This window comes from Nocardia sp. NPDC058633, assembly GCF_042717045.1.
In the GTDB taxonomy this organism is placed as follows: Bacteria; Actinomycetota; Actinomycetes; order Mycobacteriales; family Mycobacteriaceae; genus Nocardia.
Genome location: NZ_JBHXRA010000005.1, coordinates 215,161 through 237,508, shown reverse-complemented (window position 1 = coordinate 237,508; position 22,348 = coordinate 215,161). Strand labels below are relative to the sequence as shown.

Here is a 22,348-nt window from a genome sequence, read left to right as displayed (position 1 = left end):
TCAGGCTCCCTGTCCTGCACGCGCACGCAGCATGCCCGCCGGAGCGACATCCTCGATCGGCAGACCGCGACGCGCGGCAACCTCTTCGGGACGCTGGAGCATCTTGAGCGCGGCAACCGTCGCGTGAACGACGTTGATCGCATTGTCGCTACCGAGCGACTTCGACAGAATGTCGTGGATACCGGCACATTCGAGCACGGCACGGCACGCACCACCGGCGATCACACCGGTACCGGGCGAAGCCGGACGCAGCATGACCACACCGGCCGCCGCCTCACCCTGAACCGGGTGGACGATGGTCGAGCCGATCATCGGGACGCGGAAGAAACTCTTGCGAGCCTCCTCGACACCCTTCTGGATGGCCGCGGGAACTTCCTTGGCCTTGCCGTAGCCGACGCCGACCAGACCGTTGCCGTCACCGACGATCACGAGGGCGGTGAAGCTGAAGCGACGACCACCCTTCACGACCTTGGAGACACGGTTGATCGCGACGACACGCTCGAGCTGGTTCTTCTCGGCCGCGTTACCGCCACGGTCGTTACCACCGCGACGATCGCCACCACCACGACGGTTGCCCTCGGGGCCACCGGCGTTGCTGTTGTTGTTGCTGTTCGGTCCGGCGGGTCCGCCGCCGCCATCGCGCCGCTGACGTCCCGGCATCAGACGTTCCCTTCGTTCGCAAATTCAGTCATCAGAACTTCAGCCCACCTTCACGAGCGGCATCGGCCAGCGCCGCGATACGGCCGTGGTAGTCGTGACCACCACGGTCGAACACGACCGCCTCGATACCGGCAGCCTTGGCACGCTCGGCGATCAGCTGACCGACCTTCGCGCCCTTGGCGGACTTGTCACCTTCGAGCGCACGCACGTCGGCCTCGATCGAAGACGCGGCGGCAATGGTGCGGCCCACCGAATCGTCGATCAGCTGAGCGTGCAGGTGGCGCGCGGAGCGGTTGACCACCAGGCGCGGACGCACGGTGGTGCCTTCGACCTTCTTGCGAAGACGGAAGTGACGGCGGGTCTTCGACAGGCGACGCTTCGTGGAAGCGTCCTTGCCCAGCGGAATCCGCTTGGCCTTCTGGTTAGCAGTTTGCGCCATGATCACTTACCCGTCTTTCCGACCTTGCGGCGAACGACCTCGCCGGCGTAGCGGATGCCCTTGCCCTTGTACGGGTCGGGCTTACGCAGTCCGTGGATGACAGCGGAGATCTGACCGACCGCCTGCTTGTCGATGCCGGACACCGAGAACTTGGTGGGCGATTCCACCGCGAAGGTGATGCCTGCCGGGGCCGTGATCGGCACCGGGTGGCTGTAACCGAGGGCGAACTCGAGGTTCGAGCCCTTGGCCTGAACGCGGTAACCGACGCCGAAGATTTCCATCTTCTTCTCGTAGCCCTTGGTGACACCCTCGATCATGTTGGCGATCAGGGTGCGGGAAAGGCCGTGCAGCGAACGGTTCGCGCGCTCGTCGTTGGGACGAGCAACCTCGAGCTCATTACCTTCACCCTTGGTGACGATGATGGGCTCGGCCACGGTGTGCGACAGGGTGCCCTTGGGCCCCTTGACCGTGACAACCTGGCCGTCGATGTTGACGTCGACGCCGGCCGGAATCTCGATGGGCTTCTTACCAATACGCGACATTAGTCCTGACCTCCCTTACCAGACGTAGGCGAGGACTTCGCCCCCGACGCCCTGCTTGGATGCCTGACGGTCGGTGAGCAGACCGGTCGACGTGGAAATGATCGCCACGCCGAGGCCGCCGAGGACCTTGGGCAGGTTGGTGGACTTCGCGTACACACGCAGACCCGGCTTCGAGACGCGACGCAGGCCCTGCAGGCTGCGCTCACGGCTGGGGCCGTACTTCAGATCGACGACGATGGCCTTGCCAACGGTCGCGTCTTCGGTGCGGTAATCGGCGATGTAGCCCTCACGCTTGAGGATCTCGGCGATGTTCACCTTGATCTTCGAGTGGGGCGCCTTCACCTGATCGTGGTACGCCGAGTTGGCGTTGCGCAGACGCGTCAAGAAGTCTGCGATCGGATCAGTCATGGTCATGGTTAGACCTCGACACCTTTCTCGCTGCGGTTCCCATGCAACATCTCCGGCGCTTTCACGCAGGTGACCGTGGGCCTACAACAATTCGGCTGGTCCGGTCGGCACTTACCGACCGGATGAGTTCTCTTGCGAGCTCTCGGCGCCTGGGGGTCCACCCACGCCGAAGCGCGCAGCGGACACAGATCTGCCCAGGCAACCGCTCTAGTGTAGGCAATCGCGTGGTCAGGACCAAACCCGGGGGCCGACGAACCAGGGCGATCTCGGTCACGCGGCGGTGTGATCGGCCTTCGCGCCCGTCATGTAGGTGATCAGGATCGCCGAGGCCGAGACGCCGGCGGCGACGATCAACATCATCTCACCGCCCACCACGGTACTCATCAAGCCACCGAGCAGCGCACCGACGGCGAAAGCCGCGTATTGCAGGCCGTAGCCGAGCCAATCGCGCGAACTACCCCCGCTGACATGGCTTTCGATGCCCTGGCTCAGTTTCACGACCGTTCCGGTGGCATAACTGAGCGGCACGCTGGTTTCGCCGTTCTTGACGAACGCGGTGTTGAGCGCGCCCACCGCGAAGGCGACGAAGGCGATCGGGATGAACCCCACCTCCCGATCGCCGGTGCGGTCGAGGGCGTAGTCGACCACGGCGGCCACGGCGAGCGCCACGGTGGTCACCACGCACGCGCCGTAGTGACCGCTGCGCCACAGCCGCCGCCGCAGCATCGAAGCGACGAACACACCGAGCCCGAACGAGAAAAGCAGCGTAATTGCCCCGGTGGCAAGTAGCCGATCATTGTCGAACCAGCCGAGAACGGCGCGCTCGGTATTACCGGTCATAAATGTAACGAAATATCCGGCGGAGTGCGTATATGCGGCGGCACCGATAAATCCGGCCAAAATGGAAAGAAATGCGACCATCGGCATCGCACCTGCGGGAATCCCGCGTAGCGGCGCCCGGTGGGCTACGTCACGCAGCTTGTTTTCTGTACTCGGGGTCACAATCTCACATCCTCTGCATCAGCTGTAGCAAGGGATCGACATTGACTCCCGATCTGCACGCTGCATTGTTGCGCATCGATCCCGACAGTAGCCAGGCAATAAATTTCCGACCAGCGTGGAGATCACATTCTCGGGAAAGACACAGGATTATGAGGTGCCGGCAATGCTGCGTTAACCGAGAAATTCGAAACAGATTTCGACACCGCCGGACCTACTGCCCGCGCGAATACCTCCCACGACCTGCGGCGATGTCGCGCGAATAGTGAAAAATCCCGACTCGTAGCTCGAATTGTGTTCGATACCAACAGCTTTGCGTTCGTGAGCACCGCTCACGAGTGTGGTAACTTCGCGGGGTTCGTCGGATCTGCGCAGGAGGCTCGGCCGTTGTCTTCCCAGTGTGCACGCCGCCGGGGCTCGGCTTATCTGCTGGCCGTACTGCTCGGGATCGGCGCGCTCGTCGCGCCAGCGCGCGCTGGGGCCGATCCCGCTGCCGACCAGCTCGCCGACGCGGCCGCCACCCCGACGCTGGGGTGGCAGGGGTGCGCGGACGGATTCGAGTGCGCGTCGGCGCGGGTACCGCTCGACTACAACAGCCCGCACGGCGCGCAGATCGACCTGGCTGTCATCAGGTTGCCCGCCGCCGATCCCGCACGGCGCATCGGAACGTTGTTCGTCAACTTCGGCGGGCCTGGCCCGTCCGGCGTGGACCGACTCCGCGAACGAGCCCACTGGCCGTGGTTGTTCTCCGACGAACTGCGCGCCCGGTTCGATCTCGTCTCCTGGGATCCGCGCTCGGTCTCGCGCAGCGCGGGCACACAGTGTTTCTCCGGCCCCGACGAGCAGGCCGCCTACCTCGGTTCCTTCCCCGGCACCCCCACCGACCCGGGTGAGGAACCCGCGTTCTTCGCCGCCTCGGCCGATATCGCCGCTCGCTGCGCCGCGAACGCGGGCCCGATCCTGCACCACGCCTCCACCGCGAACACCGCCCGCGATATGGACCTGCTGCGCCGTGCGGTCGGTGATGAGGCGTTGACCTACCACGGCATTTCCTATGGCACCCAGGTCGGGGCGGTCTACGCCAACATGTTCCCCGGCCGGGTCCGCGCGATGGCGTTCGACGGTTCGCTCGACTTCGAGGGCAATGTCAACGGCCACGGCACCGACGGCGCGAACCTGCCCCTCGACACTCGCCAGGGCGTTGCCGTCGGCATCGCCGAAACGTTCGACACCTTCCTTCGCGAATGCTCCGCCGCCGGTCCGCGCTGCGCGTTCGCCGAGGGCGACCCGAAACTCAAGTGGATCGCGCTGGCCGAACGGGCCCGCCTCGCGCCGATCACGGTCGACGGCACCCCGTGGACCTTTTCCCGGGTGGTGAGCGCCGCGGGCAGCCTCTCCCGTCCCGAGACCTATCCCGACCTGGCGATTCTCCTGCAGAAACTGTTCGACGCGGCCACCGTCCTGCCCAGCCGCGTCCCCGACTCCCTCTTCGCCGAGAACCACCCGGCCAACCGCGTCGAGGCCTTCTACACCATCCAATGCTCCGACAGCACCGTCCCCACGGACCCCGCCGTGTACAGCCGAGTGGCCGCCGCCGAAGACGTCGGGTCGCGCTACTTCGGCCGAATCGCGGTGTTCAACGCCACCCCCTGCGCCTTCTGGCAGGCCGAGGACCGTGACCGCTACACCGGCCCGTGGAATCGCGAAACCGCCGCGCCGATCCTCGTCCTCAACAGCAGATACGACCCGGCCACTCCCCTACACGGCGCCAAAGCCGGTGCGGCCCAGCTGCACCGGGCCCAGGTCGTCGTCATCGAAGGCGCCGGACACAGCTCCATGTACGTGCGCAGCACCTGTGCCGAGCACCTCAAACGCGACTATCTGTTCACCGCCCAACTCCCACCCGACGGCATCAGTTGCGGGATCGATCAGTCGCCGTTCTCCTGATCATCGACGGGAGATCGCCTGACTCACTGTGAGGTTCGCTCGCTCAGGAAGTCCCGCAGGTGTTCGGCGCCGGGGCCGTAGTGCATGTGAACCCCCGAGGCGTAGAAGGTCGCCACGTCCACGCCCTGCCCGACGAGGTCGACGAGCTCGTCGAGTTGCGTGGAATCCACCAGGGCGACAACGGCCTCGACGACCGCGCGAACGTCACCGGACTCGAGCGCGTCGACGAGCGCGGCGCGTCGGGTATCGACCTGGTTCGGCACGCCGAGCAGCGAGGGATCGGTTTTCGGCACATCGGTGAACAACCCGGCCGCCGCCCCGGCGAGGTCGAGACCGATCGGAGCCAGGCCCGCCAGTTCGGCATTCGCCCCCGCGTGGTCGCCGTCGTTCAGCAATTCGAGAGCGCGCCAACCCACCTCCTGGATCAGACCGATGTCGTTGGCGATCCTGATCATGTCGAGCCGGGACAACAGCTCGGCGACCAGCGCTACCGCCATCGTCAGACCGCTGGGGTCGAGGATCGCCGCGGCGCCGAGAATGTCGGACACCAGGGCGAAGTCGGCTCGGGCGGCCATTCTGATCGCCGGGGCGAACAGGTTGTTGAGCTCACCGCTGAGCCTGTGCGCCGAGCGGATGTCGCCGGCCGTGATCGCGTCGGGTAGCTGGGTGAAACAGTCCATGATGCGGGGCATGGCGGCGGCGAGCTGCATCACGCCGGTGCCGATGTTGGTGATCTGGTCGATGATCACGTTCGGCTGGAGCAGTTTCAGGATCTGCGTTCCGGCCGAGAGGGTGGCCTCGTCGAGCCCGAGCAGCGGCGCGATCTTCGCGGCGAGCTGATGGGCCAGCGGCGCCAGCGCGTCCCGGAGTTCGGCGACCACGGTGTCCACCGCACCTTCTAGGCCGCCGTCGACGAATCGCTTCGCGGTAGCGATCAATTCAGTGGCCGCGGCGAGAGCCGCCTCGATGTCCATCTGTTCGAGCACGTCGAGGATCGCCAGCGCCGCCGACTCCGGCGAGCCCGCCGCGGCTGCCCGCAGCTTGTCGCGGGCGGCCGGAAACTTCTGCACGAAGGCGAGCAGTTCCCGCAGCGGGTGCAGAACACTGACGAGCGAGTTCGCCTCGTCGCCGATCTCGGCGGCCTCGGCGGTAGCGCTGACAGCGCTCGACGCCGATTCCCCCGACAACGACTCGGCGCTGTCGGTGAGCGCGGAGATCGTCGGGTTCACCCCGGCGAGCGCCCCGCTGGACAACCCGGAGACCAACGACCGGGAGAGCTCTCCGGCATACGCGGGCAGGTCGGCGTTGCCGGAGAAGATCTGGCCGATGGCGGCCAGGAATGGTTGCGCCCCTTCGCGAATCGAGCAGTACAGGTCGCCGTCCAGGCAGATCGTCCGCACCACCGAGGACAGCTGTCCGAAGCCACCGGGCCGGATGCCGGCGAGACCGCGCCCCGGCGCGTGCGGACCCAGCGCTGTGGTGGTGCTCGGATCGCGTTTGGGATCGGCCAACAGGCCAACCCCGATCACCCGCTGCGCGGCGATCGGGCCACGGCCGTTGCCGATGTCGGCCGCGATGTCGCCTGCTCCGTCGGCGCCCTGGCTGTACCCGGCGATCATGACCTTCGTCGAGGCACACAGCCCGCTCAACATCTCGCGCAGCGCGGTGAGCAGCGTGTCCTTGGACTGGCTGTAGGTCAGCCCCTGATCGAATGCCGATGCGGCGTAGGGCACGTATCGCACGTCGATGTCGTCGCCCAGCTCGGCCTCCAGACCGTTGCCGATGGGCGCGAGCATCCCGATCGCCGTGTCGGGATCGGCGGTCGCGGTCGTTTCCCAGGTACCCGGGGCCATCAACGCGGTGAACGGCGCGCACCGGGTCGGCTCCTGCGCCGAGGCCCGCCCGGCTTGCGCGCACATCGCCGCGCACAGCACGACCATGACAAGCGCGAGCGCCTCGGTGGCCGGTCGGAGCACGGATCGGTGCGCGCTGGAAGGGCGATCGCGGTCGGCGAAGATCGTCATACGGCGGTAGACCACGAATTGAAACAATACCATTTCACTTCTTGTCCGCAGCCCGACCGCCTCCTCCCGCGATACCCCCCCAGCCGCTACCTCGAAAACTAGGCCAGAAGGCAGAGCAGATCGTAGAGCGGGGGCTTCTCGACGCTTCCGGTGGCGAACAACAGTTGCGCGATCGGCGAGCAGATCAGCGCCGTGTCCGAGGAGCCGGAGCCGCCCTGCGAGGAGCCGGACTCCGCGATCGGCGCGGTCTGAACAGGAGCGGCGGAGGCGACAGCGGGCGCCCCGATGATCACGCAGGACATGGCTGCGACTGTGACGAGCTTCTTCATGCGCTCAGCGAACACCACCGCGCGGATCCGTGTAGTGAAATGCAAACATTTCATCCGATACTCGTGACAGCGCACAACTTCACGTAGCGAAAACCCGCCGACCTCACCCGAGGTTTCGCACCATCACCTGCGCCGTCGAAACGCGCAAAGGCACGGACTTCACTCGGAAGTCCGTGCCTTTGTTCGATATTCGCCTAGGCGGGTGCGCTCACAGGGAGCGCGAGCTCACCAGGAGCTCTTGTGCACGCCCGGGAGCTCACCGCGGTGCGCCATTTCGCGGACGCAGATACGGCACAGGCCGAACTTGCGGTAGACCGCGTGCGGGCGACCGCAACGCTGGCAGCGGGTGTAGGCGCGGACGGCGAACTTAGGCTTGGCCTCCGCCTTGATGCGCAGTGCTTTCTTAGCCATGTGCTCAGTTCTCCTTGAACGGGAAGCCGAGGTGCTTCAGCAGCGCGCGGCCTTCTTCGTTGTTGGTCGCGGTGGTGACCACGGTGATGTCCATACCGCGCGGGCGGTCGATGGAATCCACGTCGATCTCGTGGAACATCGACTGCTCGCTGAGGCCGAACGTGTAGTTGCCGTTGCCGTCGAACTGCTTCGGCGACAGGCCGCGGAAGTCGCGGATACGGGGCAGCGCGATGGACACGAGACGGTCCAGGAACTCCCACATACGGTCGCCACGAAGAGTGACCTTCGCGCCGATCGGCATGCCCTCACGCAGCTTGAACTGCGCGATCGACTTGGTGGCCTTACGGATTTCGGGCTTCTGGCCGGTGATCAGCTCGAGGTCCTTGACGGCACCGTTGATCAGCTTCGCGTCACGGGCGGCGTCGCCGACACCCATGTTCACGACGACCTTGACGACGCCAGGGATCTGCATCACATTGGCGTATTCGAACTCGCCGTTCAGCGCGTCCTTGATCTCGGCGCGGTAGCGCGCCTTCAGCCGGGGCTGAGTCTGCTCAGAGGTGGTCATGTCAGATGTCCTTCCCGTTTTTACGGGAGATCCGGACGCGCTTGCCGGACTCTTCGTCGGTGCGGTAGCCGACGCGAGTCGGGTTACCGTCGGAGTCGACGACCATCACGTTGGAAACCTGGATGGGAGCTTCCTGGGTGACGATGCCACCCGAGGACGCGCCACGCTGGTTCGCGGAATCCGCGACGTGCTTCTTGATGCGGTTCACGCCTTCGACGAGAACCTTGCCGGTCGCCGGGAAAGCCTGAATGACCTTGCCCTTGGCGCCCTTGTCCTTGCCCGAAATGACGAGCACGGTGTCACCCTTGTGCACCTTCATAGTCAGAGCACCTCCGGGGCCAGCGAAACGATCTTCATGAAGCGCTTGTCACGCAGCTCGCGGCCGACCGGGCCGAAGATGCGGGTGCCACGAGGATCGTTGTCCGGCTTGATCAGCACGGCAGCGTTCTCGTCGAACTTGATGTAGGAACCGTCCGGACGACGACGCTCCTTGGTCGTGCGAACGACGACAGCCTTGACGACGTCGCCCTTCTTCACGTTGGCGCCGGGGATGGCGTCCTTCACGGTGGCGACAATGATGTCACCGATACCGGCATAGCGACGCGACGAGCCACCGAGCACGCGGATGCAAAGGATTTCCTTCGCCCCGGTGTTGTCGGCGACGCGCAGTCGCGACTCCTGCTGAATCACTTCAGCACCTCCTGGACCTGGATGTATACGTACGCCGGATTGCCGACCCGACGCACATGGTCAGTCACCCTCCGGACGCGCGCCTGCCAGCGGAAATACCTTCCACTGGGGGTTCACTGCCGGATTGCGAGGGCATAGCTCCCGCAGGCAACCGTTCTAGTGTAGGTGAACCGCCGGCGCGAACCGAATCGGGGGCAACCGGTCACTTTGAAGTGAAGATGTTTCAAATTGCCTTCCGCGGGCGGCGGCCGTTGCTACGGTCCCGCCATGAACATCACCCTGCCGATGAAGCGCCGTCTCGCGACCACGGCGAGCGCGTTCGCCGCCGTCGTCACCATGGTGGCCCCACACGCCACCGCGGGCCCCATCATCGACATGCTCACCGACACGCTGACCGTCGGTTGCACCGCCAAGATCGACGTCGTCGGCCTCGACGACTATGTCGGCGCGCAGGTCGACTTCCTCGCCAACGGCAAGTTCTTCGCCAGCGACACCGTCGACCTCGAGGTGAACGTCGCGGGGGTCACTGTCGCCAAGGCCACGGCGTACTACCACGTCGAGACCGAGGTCGAAGTCCAGCTGTCGCTGCTGCTGCACGCCACCGGCGCCCCGCTGGTGACCAAGCGCGTGCCGACGGTCATGCGAATCCTGAACGCGGGCAGCGGCCTTGCCTGCGACCTGGCGACGGGCAGCTCCAGCCTGTCTTCCTAGCCACCACTGCCCCGAGACGGCGTCGCGCCGGTAGCCTGTGCGAGCTGGATCGCAATAACCTGGATCGCAAACAAGCAGGGTGCGGCTGCCGCATCGGGGAAGGAAGTCCCGTGACATCGTCCGGTCGTCCATCGGTGGTCGACCGCCGCGCATTCCTGATCGCCATGGGACTGGTGCCCGTGGCCGCCGCGCTGGCGTCGTGCTCGTCCGAACCCACCGAAGTGCAGCTCACCGGCGTCGACCTGGGCGGCGGCGACCCGGCCATCCGCCCGCAGGACGACCTGTACCGCCATGTCAACGGCACCTGGCTGGGCGAATACCAGCTCCCGCCCGACAAGGCCTCGGTCGGCGCGATCACCGATGCCAACGACCGGACGCTGGATCAGCTGCGCGCGATCATCGAAGGCATCTCCGATCCCGAGCACGGCTCGGAGGCGCAGCAGATCAAGGATCTCTACGACGCCCGCCTTGACCTCGACGAGCTCGAACGCCTCGGCATCACGCCGCTGGAGGGTCTGTTCGCCGCGATCGACAAGGCGCCGGGCAAACCCGAGCTGGCGAAGGTGATGGCCGAGGCGCCGATCGCCGGGCTGATCGGAATGGGCATCGGGATCGACCGCAAGAACTCCAAGGCCTATATCCCCAGCGTCGGCCAGTCCGGGCTCACGCTGGGCGAGCAGTATTACCGAAAGCCCGAGTTCGCCGCCCAGCTCGCGGGCTATCAGGTCTATCTCGAGCAGCTGGCCGCCGGCCTCGGCCTGGCCGACCCCGCCGGGGTGGCGCAGCGGACGATCGACCTGGAAAAGCGCATCGCCGCCGGGCACTGGGACAGCGTCCGCCTGCGCAATACCGACGCCACCTACAACCTGATGAGCTGGCAGGAGCTGACCGCGCTCGGCCCGCAGTTCGACTGGGATCCGTGGCTGGCGGGGATGACCGACCGGCCCAAGTCGCTGTTCGACAAGATGGTGGTCGGCCAGCCGTCGTTCGTCACCGCGGCCGCGCAGCTGTGGGGCGAGGTCGATATCGCCCAGTGGCGCGACTACCTCAAGCTGCACGTGGCCAACACCTACGCGCGCTTCCTGCCCAAGGCCATCGCCGACGCGCGCTTCGAGTTCGTCGGCCGGGTGCTCAGCGGTCTCGAGGAGAAGCCGGAGATGTGGCGCTCCGCGGTGGGCGTGGTCGACGACAATCTCGGCGAACCGCTGGGAAAGCTGTACGTGGACAAGCACTTTCCGCCCGCGGCCAAGGAACGCGCACTGGAGATGGTCGCCGATCTCACCGCCGCCTACCGCGACAACTTCGCCAACTCAACCTGGATGACCCAGCCGACGCGGGACGCCTCGATCGCCAAGCTGGACAAGATCGTGGCCCAGATCGGCTACCCCGACAAGTGGGTCGACTACTCGTCGGTGCAGGTCACGCGCGGCAAGCTGATCGAATCCCTGCTGGCCATCAACGCTTTCGAGTCCAAGCGCGCGTTCGCCCGGCTCGGCACCGAGGTGGACAAGTCGGAGTGGGGCATGTCGCCGCAGACGGTGAATGCCTACTACAGCCCGACCACCAACCAGATCGTCTTCCCCGCCGCCTACCTGCAGCCCCCGTTCTTCGACAAGGACGCTCAGGCCGCGGTCAACTACGGCGCGGTGGGTTCGACCATCGGCCACGAGATCGGTCACGGCTTCGACGATCAGGGCTCCAAGTACGACGGCGACGGCAACCGTCGTGACTGGTGGACGCCCGAGGACCTGGCGGCTTTCGACGCCAAGACCCAGCAGATCATCGCCCAGTACGACGTGCTCGTGCCCGAGGGCGCACCCGAGGGCCAGCACGTGAACGGCGCGCTGACCGTCGGCGAGAACCTGGCCGACCTGCGTGGCCTGCAGATCGCGCTGGCCGCCTATCAGAAGGTGGCCCAGCGCTCCGGCGAGCAGCCCGACTTCCGGTCGATGTTCCTGTCGTGGGCGCGGCAGTGGCGTGACAAGCAGACCGAGGAGGCCACCCTGCAGCAATTGCAGGACACCCACTCCCCCAACGAGTTCCGCTGCAACCAGGTGGTGCGCAATATCGGCGAGTTCTACACGACCTTCGAGGTGAAGGACGGCGACAAGCTGTTCATGGCACCGGACCAGCGCGTCACGCTGTAAGGGCCCAGCGCGTCACGCTGTTAGGGCACAGCTTCCCGCCGAAAAGTGACGTAGGTTAGCCTAGGCTGACTTACGCTGGAACTTGCTCTATCGGAGGGTGCACCCATGACGACTGTTCGGACTTCGCGCGGCTGGCGGCGCGCGGCGGTGGCCGCGCTCGCCGGTGCCCTCGCCTTCGGTGTCGTCGCCTGCGGCTCCACCGAGGACGAGGCCGCCTCGGGCGAAACGGTGACCATCACCCACGCCCGCGGCGAAACCACGGTCCCCGGCACGCCGAAGAAGATCGTCGCCCTGGGCAACCAGTGGCTCGACAGCTCCCTCGCGCTCGGCGTGGTGCCCGTCGGCTACATCGACAATGTCTCCGCCGTGTCCAAGAGCACCCCGCCGTGGGAGCCCGAGTCGCTGAAGTCGGCCACCGCGCTCAATACCACCGGCAGTATCGCCGAGCAGGTCGCGGCGCTCGAGCCGGACCTGATCCTGGCCGACCCGTTCATCGCCGACCAGAAGACCTACGACGATCTGTCCAAGGTCGCCCCGACCCTGCCCGCGCTGACCGAGGACGCGGTCACCCCCTGGCAGGACCAGGTCACCGCGCTGGGCAAGGTGCTGCACAAAGAGTCCGACGCGAGCGCGGTGATCAAGAAGGTCGACGACAAGGTCGCCGCCATCGCCGCCGCCAACCCCGGCCTGAAGGGCAAGACCTTCGCCAGCACCTGGCTCGCGAGCCCCGCGCAGCTGATGGTGCTCACCGACCCCAACGACGGTTCGGCCAAGGTGTTCACCGCACTCGGCATGGGCATCCCCGCCAACCTCACCGCCCTGCCCGCCAACCAGGGTCGCCTGGCGCTGTCGCCGGAGAAGGTCGACGAGCTCACCGCCGACCTGCTGCTGGCCGGCTACTCCCCTGGCCTCGACGAGAAGTACCGGCAGCTGCCGGGTTACACCGACCTGCCGTCGGTGCGCAAGGGTTCGGTCGTGTTCCTGACCACGCAGGAGATCAGCGCGATCAACCAGCCGACTGCCCTGTCGGTGCCGTACATGCTGGACAAGCTCGAGCCCGCGTTCGCCGCCGCCGCGAAATAGGCTCTGCCCCAGACCGGTTCTACCCCGAGGATTCGCCGTGCTCGCCTCCGCTTACCCCGCCCAGACCCGCTTCGCACTGCGCGCGGGCGTCACCTGCCTGACGACCCCCGCAGGCGCGGTGCTGCTGAACCCGCCGCGCAACGAGAAGCTGACCGGTCTGGGCGCGGGGGCGCTGCAGGCGCTGAAAACCCTGAACCAGGGCCCGGCGACCGCGGCGGAGATGGCCACCGCGGCCGCGGGCGACGACATCACCGCCCTAATGCGCAAGCTCACCGACGGTGGCTGGCTCTCGGTGACGGTGCGCGACGGCGGCCGCGACCTCTACAGCATCCGCCCCTTCGCCGACCCCGCTCCGCGCCCCGCGGTCGCCTTGCCCACCTGGTCGGCGACACTGTCGAAATTCGCTGTCCTGCACCGCGACAACCAGGGCTTCGTCCTCGAACACCCGCGAACGTGGTGCGACCTGCGCATCCACGACCCCCGCCTGCTAGCCCTGCTCGACGGCCCCCTCGCCGCCGACTCCCCGGTCCCCGCCGCCGTGAAAACCCAGTTCATGGCGGACCTGCAGTGGTGCGGTTTCCTGGTCGACGGCGACGAGGAGGAGCGCGAGTTCACCACCCGCTCCTGGAACACCCCCGACCTGTGGTTTCACCGGCGCAGCACCCTAGGCGCCCGCACGGTGACCTGGGACGACTTCGGCCCCACCCGCTGGGCCGACGGCCAGTTCCCCGAATTGCCTTTGCGCCGTGCGTCATTCGACAGCCAGCCCGTCGCCTTGGCGAAGCCCGACCTGGTGTCGCTGCGCGTCTCCGACCCGAGCCTGGCCGCCACCATCGAAGACCGCGTCTCCACCCGCGCCTTCGACGACGCCGCCCCCATCACCTCGGTGCAATTGGGCGAGTTGCTGTTCCGCACCGCCCGCACCCGCGACGACGGCTCCCGCCCCTACCCCTCCGGCGGCGGCGCCTACGAACTCGAGATCTACCCCGTGGTGCGCAACGTCGCAGGCCTGGAAAACGGCATGTACCACTACGATTCCGCCGACCACGCCCTCCGCCCGGTAGCCCCCACCGAGTCCCCCGCCGTCCAGAAGCTCCTGAAATCCACCTCCGCGACTCTGGCGGGCGGCGCACAACCGCAAGTCCTGCTACTGGTTTCGGCCCGCGCGGGCCGCGTCATGTGGAGCTACGAACAGGTCGCCTACGCCAACATCCTCAAACACGTCGGCGTCCTCATGCAGACCTTCTACCTCACCGCCACTGCCATGAACCTCGGCGTCGTCGCCCAAGGCTTCAGCGACACAACCGCTTTCGCCGCCGCCACCGGCCTCGACGAACTCGAAGAGTGCAACGTCGGCAGCATCATCGTCGGCTCACCTGCCCGCTGATACAGGCAACCGTGAATTCGCCCAGTCGCGCCGCTTCGGTGGCGCCATAGGCGTCGATCTCGCTCGCTACATCGAAGGGCTCCTCAGCGCTGGGAGCCCTTCCGCGTCGCTTGGTCAGCGGACCCTGGCACCCGGCCTCCCGCGAGCACCTTCGTGATACGCCGCGCACGTACGCGGCAGGCGGTTCGGGAGTGCACACCTTCCACCGGGTCGAACAATTCGGCTTCGTGAAGATCCCCAGCCCGGCAGGAGACGTGCGTCACATCATGCAACCTCCGGCGCCTCCCGCGCGTCCAATCTATCGACGTGCTTCCTGACAGATCGAGGGTCTCATGAACGACGACTGGTCGGCGCCGACGCGGGCGTCCAACGATGCGTTGCGCGCGCAGATCGATTCGATGCTGGATACCTTCAACGCCGAGAAGTCGGCCCTGCTGGACGCGCAGTCCCAGGCCGTGGCGCTGGTGAGTGTGTGGTCCGAGGACGGTCTGGTCCGCGCGTCGGGCACCATCGCGGGCGTTTCGGAGGTTCACATCGTGGCGGACGCGTTCAAGCGGGCGACGCCGGAGTCGCTGAGCCGGTCGGTGACCGAAGCGATCGCGGAGCTGGCGCGCCGAACCGCGCACACCCAGGAACAAGCACTGGCCCCACTCTCGGCGGCCATGCCGGAGCTGTCCGATCTCGTTCCCGGCGCTCCGAGCATGAAAGACCTGATCGCCCAGCTGACCCCACCACCGCCACCCATGCCCGAGCCGGTAGTGGAGGCGGCCCCCAGCCTTGTCGATGACACCGACGACGAAGAAGGCGACTACTTCCGCAATCGGAACTACCTGCGATGAGCACGCTGGATGTAGATCCCGACGGCCTACGCAACACCCAACCCGCATTCGCCTCGGTCGCTTCCACGATCACCACCGCCGCCCAGCAGTTGGCGGCGGTCATCTCCGCCGAGGGTGAATGCTGGGGCGGCGACGAGATCGGCGCCGCGTTCGCCCAGAACTACACACCCGGTGTCGATCCTGGCCAGAAGGCAGTAACCGGCTTGGCAACCACAATGACCCAGCTCGGCGAGAACATGGTCACCGTCGCCAACGCCTTCCAAGCCCAGGACACCACCAGGGCCGGCGAGATCGACCAAGTAGCGGGTTCGCTGTAAATGGGCATCGAGATACCCGATGAGCTGCAATGGGTCGCGAAATACATTCTCGGCGCAGGTGATTGGCCGGACGGCGATGAAACAGCGATGCGTCGAGTCGCCGACGGCTGGACCGCCATGGCGAACACTCTCAACACTGTCGACGACGACGCCGCCAAAGCCCTGAACATCGCCCTCGCCGCGATCTCCGAAGGTGAAACCCACACCTCGATCGCGACCTTCCGCGACAAGCTCTTGTCCGGCGATCAGGCCACTTTCGCCGCGGTGCGCAAGTGGTGTGAGACGCAAGCCGAGCTCCTGGACGACGGCGCCAACGACATCGAGCACACCAAGCTCGTGATCATCGGCACGATGATCGTGACCGCGGTCGAACTCACCGTCGCGGCGGTGACGTCGTGGACCGGCGTCGGCGCGGTCGTCGGTGTGGCCGCACGAGTCGCCGCGCAAGTCGCGATCCGTATGGCGATCAGACAACTCATCGCCCGCATGCTCACCCGCGGCGCCGCCAAGGCCGCAGCCCGACTGGCGTTGCGCGGCGCGGCTTTCGAAGCCCTGGAAGAAGGCGGTGTCGATCTCGCGGCCCGGATGATCCAGGTCTCCAACGGCGATCGCACCGCCGACAATTTCGGCTGGACCGACCTCGGGTTGGCGACCTTCGGCGGTGCGGTGGGCGGTGCGGTCGGCGGTGTGCTGGGCGGCGGGACCGGCGCGCTCGGCGATGTCGCTTCTTCGACGGCGGGCAAAGTCGCAGGCAAGGTAGTCGGTGGCACCGTCACCGAACTCGGTGCCGACCTGTCAGCCCAGGTCGCTGCCGCCGGAGTGGGAACGGCGTTCCTCGGCCGGGAATTCCAGCTCGATATCGGTGTCGACACGTTCACCAGCGCGGGAGCAGGGGGTGTCCAGACCGCACTGGAGTCGGGCCGCAACGGTGGAAATGCCGCCGCCCCAACAGTTCCCGAACTCGGCGCCCAAACACCCGGTGCGACAACACCCGCGGCGACCGACACACCGACCGAACCTGCCGATCCGGCTCCTGCCGGAACCGACACTGCGAGCCCGACCGACGACGCATCCCCCACCACTCCAGCCGGTACCGACAGCGCCAACCCGTCGAACAGCGCGCCCACTACGCCGGCCGGAACCGGCAGCGACTCTCCGACCGCCGCGGCATCCGCAGGCGACCAGGGCGCAGCCGGTAACGGGGCGCCTTCACCCCAGAACAACACGCCCGATGCCCCTACTGCGGGAGACAGTTCCCCAGAGACTCCGAACAGCAACGGCGCGAACGGAACGTCGCCCACCAACGACTCCGCGCCCTCGAACACCGACGCAAACGGGCCCACCGATTCCGCACCGCCTTCGACTCCGAACAGCCCCACAGCCCCGGAGAGCTCGTCCAGCGACACCGAGCCAGCCAGCCCCGACAGCCCTACCGAAACTCCGTCGACCGGCGACACGACCCAGACGAACCCGAACGCCGACGCGCCCGCCGAAAACCCCACCCCACCCACCAGCGACACATCCTCGACCAATCCCCCGAGCCCCACCGGATCATCGCTGAATCTCCCTTCCCAGGATGTCGGCAACCCGTCGAGCTCCCCCGCCGAGAGCTTGCCGACGAATTCACTTCCAACACAGCAGCATCCGGCTCCGCCGGCTGCCGAAAATGCCACACCCCCAGCAGCGCCCACGACGCCGGAGTCGACTCCACAGCAATCCCCGATCTCCACTCCTGCCGCGTCCACCACTCCTCAACCAGCAACCCAGACGAACAGCCCCGCCCACACGCCTTTCGACACCACCCGCCCGAGCACTTCGGACGCATCAACAGGCACAGCCACAACCACAACCGCTCCCCCAAGCCAAACCGCGAACCCGACGCCGACATCAACCCCCACATCAACCCCACCGCCTACTGCCACACCGACGTCCACGCCGACACCCGCGATCAGCCCGATCCCAACGCCGGCGCCATCATCGCCCAGATCGAACACACCCACGTCAACCCCCACACCACCCTCCGCTGCGACTCCGACACCGACGGTCACCTCGGCCCCCCGGACTGCGCCGCCGATCGGCCAGATCCCGTCCAGGCCAACAACCCCGTCAGTGGTGCCAGAAACGCTTGCGGCAACCAGCCCCGACAGCCATCCGGATTCAACCCCGATCACCAACCCCGCTCAGACAACACCGCAAACCCCCACCCCGTCGGCGACGCCGACAAACCAGCTACCCGACCCCGGTTACAGCCCAGACGCCCGTCCGCTGCGCGATGCACTGCGTAACCAACCGCCGCACGACGGCCGCACAACCACCGTCGACGCGAACCAGAACCCGTCCCAACCACGCCCCTCGTACCGAGTTCGCCGCTTCCAGGTCGGCAACCGCTGGGTCTCGGTAGCGACGATCCGCGCCCACATCCCGAACACACACCTGATGACACCAGCCGAACTGAACCTGGAGATCGAATATGCCCAGACCGCGGTTGATGCTGCTTTCAACCACGATCAGGATCTCCTCAGCCGCGCCCCGTCCGTCGGCGATCGCTTCGTGGTCGACCTCGAGTTCACCACCGACCCGAGCGCAGCCGATCTACGCCTGAACACCCAGCAACACCAATTCGATCTGGCCAACGATCTCCGCGCACACATGGGGCTGCCGCGAAGCACCCCGGACACCCCCCTGAGCCTCGACGACCTGCGCACGATCACCAACGACATCGCCCGAGCCAACACGCCGTCACCCCTCCCCGATATGCCGAGGACGCGCGTGTTCGCCCCTGGCTACCTGCGCGGCGTCGAAATTCCCACGCACCAGCACGCGGTCGAAGACGCTCTCCGCGACGGAAATCGATTCATCGTCGGTGCCGACCCGAGAACGAATCCCTATGGGGGGTTGATCAACGACGGCGGACCACATGTCACAGGCCGCAACATCAACTGCCTGGATGCTTCACTTGCCGCACTGGCATCGTTCAACGGCAGACCAGAAGTCTCCGCCCCCCGAACGGTCGATCTGGATCCCGACGGAACGCCCAGCCGACGAGGAGAACGGAACGGCCTCGGGCGAGCCGAAACATGGCTCGGTGGTCAATGGCAGACATTCGCAAGTCCCAGCCAATCCGTCCCTCAACAATTTCAGGCTCTCCACGACTGGATAAGCCAGATGGGGCCCGGTTCATCGGCACTGGTCGTCAACGCCTGGCAGGGCGGCGGCTCGCACGCAACCACTATCGTCTATCCGATCGGTGCCACCGGACCAGTCTGGTGGGATCCGCAGCAGGCGACATTCTCCGACACACCACCGGCGAGCCTGACGTCTCAGTCCAGCTCGTTCAGTTTCATGACGGTCGACCAGCAGGGAGCAGCGAATGGAGCCACCACAACTCCGAACAGCGGAACAACTGCGGGAGTATCTGGCTCGGGTCTTCCCGGCTCGGGAATTCAGCTTCATCCAGAGTCGCCACGCCTGGATCTGCCGCGAGATTCTGAACCCGGAGGAGACCGCGGAGGGAATGGGTCTAGGCCTGGCGAGCTACGCGGTCGACAAGGCGACGGGGGTGGTCACCACCCAGTCGAGCCTGTCGTTGGAGACGATCGGGGAAATGTACGACGCAGCGATCGAAACAGGGACCCCGATCCAAGCCGAACAGATCTACCCCCCACTGAATCGGCTGACGCTCCAACAGATCCGGCAAGACCCGGAGACGATCGAGTACCTGGTGACGGTCGAGTCGATAGCGACCACACCGCCGACGACAGAAGACCTGCATCTGACAATCAACAAGGCCAGCTTGGAAGCCACCCCGCACACACCACTGGCACCGATCGTGGCCGCGAGGGCGGCGTGGAGTCAGCAGCGCAACGGCGCGTGGCCGACAACGGAGACATTCGAGGTGTAGTCGCGCTGGACTTCAGTCCCGTCGACGCACTTGGAGACAGAGATGTTCAGCCGGACAACGGAAACCTGGCCGATGGAGGAATCCATCGAACGGTAACGAGCGTCTCGGGCAGCAACCCGACTGAGTCTTTGACCACCACCACGCCGCCGTCGTCTGCGCCGATCGATCACAGCCCAGCTGCGTCGCCTACCTCGACGCCGACCGCTGGCCCCACCCCGGCCTCAGATACCACTTCACGCGCAGAGCGATCACCTTATGTCGAGGCAGGGGGCGCCAGACGACCTCGCAATGCCTACGACACCGAGGCGCAGGATGCCTGGGCCAACAACGCTTACGATCACATACGCAGTACTGACAATGATATCGACGGAATGGTCGCAGCACTCGCAGATGTGCCACGACACGATGGCTCCGTGGGATTCGACCGGGCTGAGTTGGAGCGAATCAAGAACCATCTCTTCAGAGAAGAGCATCCGCTGAGCGTTATCGACGACAACGGTAATAACATAGGGATCGAATATCGGCGATACGACGCGTACGCCGATATCGCCGAAGCCTGGATGCGGATGACCCTCGGCCGGGCGACCCTCGACGATATCGTCCTGCTGGAACATGAGCTGGCCGAAGCGCAATATTATGAAAGCCATCCCGGAGCGCCGTATCAGGAAGCTCACCAGTTCGCCAATCAGAGCTTCAACTGGGAAGCAATGCAGCACTCTCGTACCGGCGAGAGCATCGATGAATGGAGTTCAGTCTATGGCGATGTATCTGGTATTCCGGCTGGAGTCGGAGACCGACCAGGAAGTGACCTACCGGTTCGGCGGGGCGGATCACAATCTCAATCGGTCCTTGACGATCAACAAGGCGGATTACTCGGTGAAGATCGCGGACGGGAAGGAGGACGCGATGGCCGTGAGAACAGCAGGCACAGCGATGACTCGTCACCGTCAGGACGGAGTCTGGATCAAGGCGGGCAACTTCCAAGCCTGAACGAGCCCTCGCCGCGCCAATCCGGTGGTCACAGCAGTGCAAGCAATCAATTTCCGATTTCCCCGTCGAGCGCCCCTGCCCTATCACCGGATCCGGCGCCACATCAGCGTCCAGCCGCGGTTCCGCCTGCTACCGACAGCACAGGTGCTACTGCGGCACAGCAGGGCCCACTGACGGCGGCGCCCCCCGCACAACAAACCGCGGTTCACCAACCCGTCGCCTCGCCCCAATCCTCTCCTACCGCAGGCCGGTCTGCCCCCTCCGCGCACCCGGTATCCAGCAATACCGCCACCGCGCCATCGGCAAATCCAGCAGTGCGGCCATCGACCGATACCAGCGCGGAGCAGTCTCCTCGACCGACACCGCAGACGTCACCGACACCGCAGCAAATACACGAAGCCAATCAATCGCGCGCAGCTCGCGACAAGTTGCGTCGCCAACGGCCCGATGGAGAAGTGCGGCCAGTCACTGACTCACGTGGCAACCGTCGCTTCACCCTGGGCAGATTCACTACCGCATTCAGTCAGCCAGTGTCGATGCTCCGGATCGGCCTACACATATCCGGCGGTGGCCGCCTCGATCCGGCAGTCGTCCAGGCGCTGATCGAACGTGCCCAGTTCACCCTCGACCTCCGCTTCAACCGAGGAAGTCGGCTCCCATCCGGCGATTGGATGATGTTCGACCTCGTCCCGGTCAGCGACCCCGCGGCCGCCGATATGAGCCTCGATCTCGACCCGGCGAATCCGCACAGCACGCCGACTGACGCCGACCTCGACGCCCTCACCACGTTGATACGAGAACAGCTCGGGTTGGATCCGGCAACTGCGAGCGAACTATCGACCAGCGATGTCCAACAGATCAGCAACGAACTCGACCGCGCCACACCCACCTCGCCGTCCACACAAGTAGCTGCCGGTCCTGTCACAACCAATTCATCCCTGGATCTTCCCGCCGTACCGGCCGCAACCACAAACCGTCCACATCCGACTACTGCTGCGCCCGTCGATCCACACTCTCCTCGAACAGAACCGCCGAGCCGGACCCGGCCACCGCATGCTTCGACGACACCGACCAACCGAAGCCAGGTACCTGCGCGGCCACCCAGTCACCGTGCACCTCAATCGTCAGCACCTCAGCTGCCCGACGCGGTCGTTGCCGCGGGGACCACGGCCTCTCGCGCCGACTCGAACGGCACTGATCTCACCCCACAAACTCCACAGTGGCATCAGTCGTGGGGAGTACCCAACCCTGATCACCAACGGCGTGAGCACAATCGCCCACCCCTTTGGCGGCGACTGCTCGGACTGCCTCGCTGGAACCCCGAACCGAGCCCTCAACCAGTCGCCGAGCCGACTGCACAACCGCCGGCACCCGCTATCCAGCGGGCCGACCCAAGCAACATCGCACCGCCATCAGGAGACGCAAACGAATTCGGAGCGACTCCCTACCGTCTGTCTCCGCCGTTCCGAACCCGACACATGCAAAACCGATATGACGGCGAGCATCTGCCGGGAAACAATATATGGAGAGGCGTCGGGTCCGGGCGGGTAGACTATTTCGACGAGACCGGGAGACAACAATTTCGTGTCCAGGTCCGAAATGGGCGACTGTACGACGCAAATGGTGAGCTATTGGATACCAGACGTGGTCGCACCACATGGGGCCAGTCCGGCCGGGCGGTCTTTGCGATGGATCAAGATGGAAATCTTTATGCATCCCTCTTTCATAGCGCGGGAATTTTTCATCACTCGAGCTTCCTCGCCGGTGCGCCCGTCGCCGCAGCAGGAGAACTTGTGGTTGTCGACGGAATTCTGCAACAGTTGACAGATTCCAGCGGCCATTACCAACCGGAGCGTGGCCACACATTGCAAGCAATTAATCATCTTCGAGCTCTCGGCATCCGGATCGACACCTCGCAAGTCCGACTGGAGGCACCTCCACAATGAATGGAGAAAG

19 protein-coding genes are annotated in these 22,348 nt (G+C 65.7%); 8 read left to right on the top strand and 11 right to left on the bottom strand.

The features are described from left to right. The 5 genes from rpsE to ACFWUR_RS08480 all read right to left on the bottom strand — a co-directional run bounded on the left by rpsE (position 1) and on the right by ACFWUR_RS08480 (position 2,970). Positions 1 to 660, bottom strand: a complete 660-nt coding sequence (gene rpsE / locus ACFWUR_RS08500; RefSeq protein WP_056818377.1) for a 30S ribosomal protein S5 — start codon at positions 658 to 660, stop codon at positions 1 to 3. A 31-nt stretch (positions 661 to 691) separates the two neighbouring features. After that, positions 692 to 1,099: a 50S ribosomal protein L18 gene (rplR, locus tag ACFWUR_RS08495; protein WP_378903950.1), complete on the bottom strand. Its 408-nt coding sequence runs from the start codon at positions 1,097 to 1,099 to the stop codon at positions 692 to 694. Positions 1,100 to 1,101: 2 nt separating this feature from the next. Continuing rightward, complete coding sequence (rplF, locus tag ACFWUR_RS08490; RefSeq protein ID WP_378903947.1) at positions 1,102 to 1,641, bottom strand: 50S ribosomal protein L6; 540 nt, start codon at positions 1,639 to 1,641, stop codon at positions 1,102 to 1,104. Between the two features lie 15 nt (positions 1,642 to 1,656). Continuing rightward, the gene (rpsH, locus tag ACFWUR_RS08485; RefSeq protein WP_194825885.1) at positions 1,657 to 2,055 is read right to left on the bottom strand and encodes a 30S ribosomal protein S8; all 399 of its coding nucleotides are present in this window, start codon (positions 2,053 to 2,055) and stop codon (positions 1,657 to 1,659) included. Between the two features lie 264 nt (positions 2,056 to 2,319). Beyond that, on the bottom strand, positions 2,320 to 2,970 hold the full coding sequence (locus ACFWUR_RS08480) for a YoaK family protein (protein ID WP_378903942.1): 651 nt from the start codon (positions 2,968 to 2,970) through the stop codon (positions 2,320 to 2,322). 465 nt (positions 2,971 to 3,435) lie between these two features. Here ACFWUR_RS08480 and ACFWUR_RS08475 point away from each other — a divergent pair, with 465 nt between their 5' ends. Then, positions 3,436 to 4,995: an alpha/beta fold hydrolase gene (locus tag ACFWUR_RS08475; RefSeq protein WP_378903939.1), complete on the top strand. Its 1,560-nt coding sequence runs from the start codon at positions 3,436 to 3,438 to the stop codon at positions 4,993 to 4,995. A gap of 23 nt (positions 4,996 to 5,018) precedes the next feature. Here ACFWUR_RS08475 and ACFWUR_RS08470 read toward each other — a convergent pair whose 3' ends face one another. From ACFWUR_RS08470 to rplN, 6 genes are all read right to left on the bottom strand, one after another. Beyond that, positions 5,019 to 7,034, bottom strand: coding sequence for a cutinase family protein (locus tag ACFWUR_RS08470; protein ID WP_378903936.1), 2,016 nt, complete (start codon positions 7,032 to 7,034; stop codon positions 5,019 to 5,021). An 83-nt stretch (positions 7,035 to 7,117) separates the two neighbouring features. After that, positions 7,118 to 7,348: a hypothetical protein gene (locus tag ACFWUR_RS08465; protein WP_378903933.1), complete on the bottom strand. Its 231-nt coding sequence runs from the start codon at positions 7,346 to 7,348 to the stop codon at positions 7,118 to 7,120. A gap of 225 nt (positions 7,349 to 7,573) precedes the next feature. Then, positions 7,574 to 7,759 (bottom strand): type Z 30S ribosomal protein S14, encoded by a 186-nt coding sequence (locus ACFWUR_RS08460; RefSeq protein ID WP_056818387.1) that lies wholly within the window; start codon positions 7,757 to 7,759, stop codon positions 7,574 to 7,576. A gap of 4 nt (positions 7,760 to 7,763) precedes the next feature. Next, the gene (rplE, locus tag ACFWUR_RS08455) at positions 7,764 to 8,327 is read right to left on the bottom strand and encodes a 50S ribosomal protein L5 (protein ID WP_056818389.1); all 564 of its coding nucleotides are present in this window, start codon (positions 8,325 to 8,327) and stop codon (positions 7,764 to 7,766) included. Position 8,328: 1 nt separating this feature from the next. Next, positions 8,329 to 8,646: a 50S ribosomal protein L24 gene (rplX, locus tag ACFWUR_RS08450; RefSeq protein WP_056818391.1), complete on the bottom strand. Its 318-nt coding sequence runs from the start codon at positions 8,644 to 8,646 to the stop codon at positions 8,329 to 8,331. A gap of 2 nt (positions 8,647 to 8,648) precedes the next feature. Beyond that, on the bottom strand, positions 8,649 to 9,017 hold the full coding sequence (rplN, locus tag ACFWUR_RS08445) for a 50S ribosomal protein L14 (RefSeq protein ID WP_056818394.1): 369 nt from the start codon (positions 9,015 to 9,017) through the stop codon (positions 8,649 to 8,651). Between the two features lie 267 nt (positions 9,018 to 9,284). On the opposite strand from rplN, the gene ACFWUR_RS08440 reads away from it, so the two are divergent. From ACFWUR_RS08440 to ACFWUR_RS08410, 7 genes are all read left to right on the top strand, one after another. Beyond that, positions 9,285 to 9,728: a hypothetical protein gene (locus tag ACFWUR_RS08440; RefSeq protein ID WP_378903930.1), complete on the top strand. Its 444-nt coding sequence runs from the start codon at positions 9,285 to 9,287 to the stop codon at positions 9,726 to 9,728. A 110-nt stretch (positions 9,729 to 9,838) separates the two neighbouring features. Next, on the top strand, positions 9,839 to 11,875 hold the full coding sequence (locus ACFWUR_RS08435; RefSeq protein WP_378903927.1) for a M13 family metallopeptidase: 2,037 nt from the start codon (positions 9,839 to 9,841) through the stop codon (positions 11,873 to 11,875). A gap of 105 nt (positions 11,876 to 11,980) precedes the next feature. Then, the gene (locus ACFWUR_RS08430) at positions 11,981 to 12,958 is read left to right on the top strand and encodes an ABC transporter substrate-binding protein (protein WP_378903925.1); all 978 of its coding nucleotides are present in this window, start codon (positions 11,981 to 11,983) and stop codon (positions 12,956 to 12,958) included. Between the two features lie 37 nt (positions 12,959 to 12,995). Further along, positions 12,996 to 14,345, top strand: a complete 1,350-nt coding sequence (locus tag ACFWUR_RS08425; RefSeq protein WP_378903922.1) for a SagB family peptide dehydrogenase — start codon at positions 12,996 to 12,998, stop codon at positions 14,343 to 14,345. Positions 14,346 to 14,677: 332 nt separating this feature from the next. Next, positions 14,678 to 15,184, top strand: a complete 507-nt coding sequence (locus tag ACFWUR_RS08420) for a YbaB/EbfC family DNA-binding protein (protein ID WP_378903919.1) — start codon at positions 14,678 to 14,680, stop codon at positions 15,182 to 15,184. After that, positions 15,181 to 15,501, top strand: a complete 321-nt coding sequence (locus ACFWUR_RS08415) for a WXG100 family type VII secretion target (protein WP_378903917.1) — start codon at positions 15,181 to 15,183, stop codon at positions 15,499 to 15,501. The genes ACFWUR_RS08420 and ACFWUR_RS08415 overlap by 4 nt, the downstream gene beginning before the upstream one ends. Further along, positions 15,502 to 22,338, top strand: coding sequence for a toxin glutamine deamidase domain-containing protein (locus ACFWUR_RS08410; protein WP_378903914.1), 6,837 nt, complete (start codon positions 15,502 to 15,504; stop codon positions 22,336 to 22,338). It abuts the gene before it with no gap. The last annotated feature ends 10 nt before the right edge of the window (positions 22,339 to 22,348 follow it).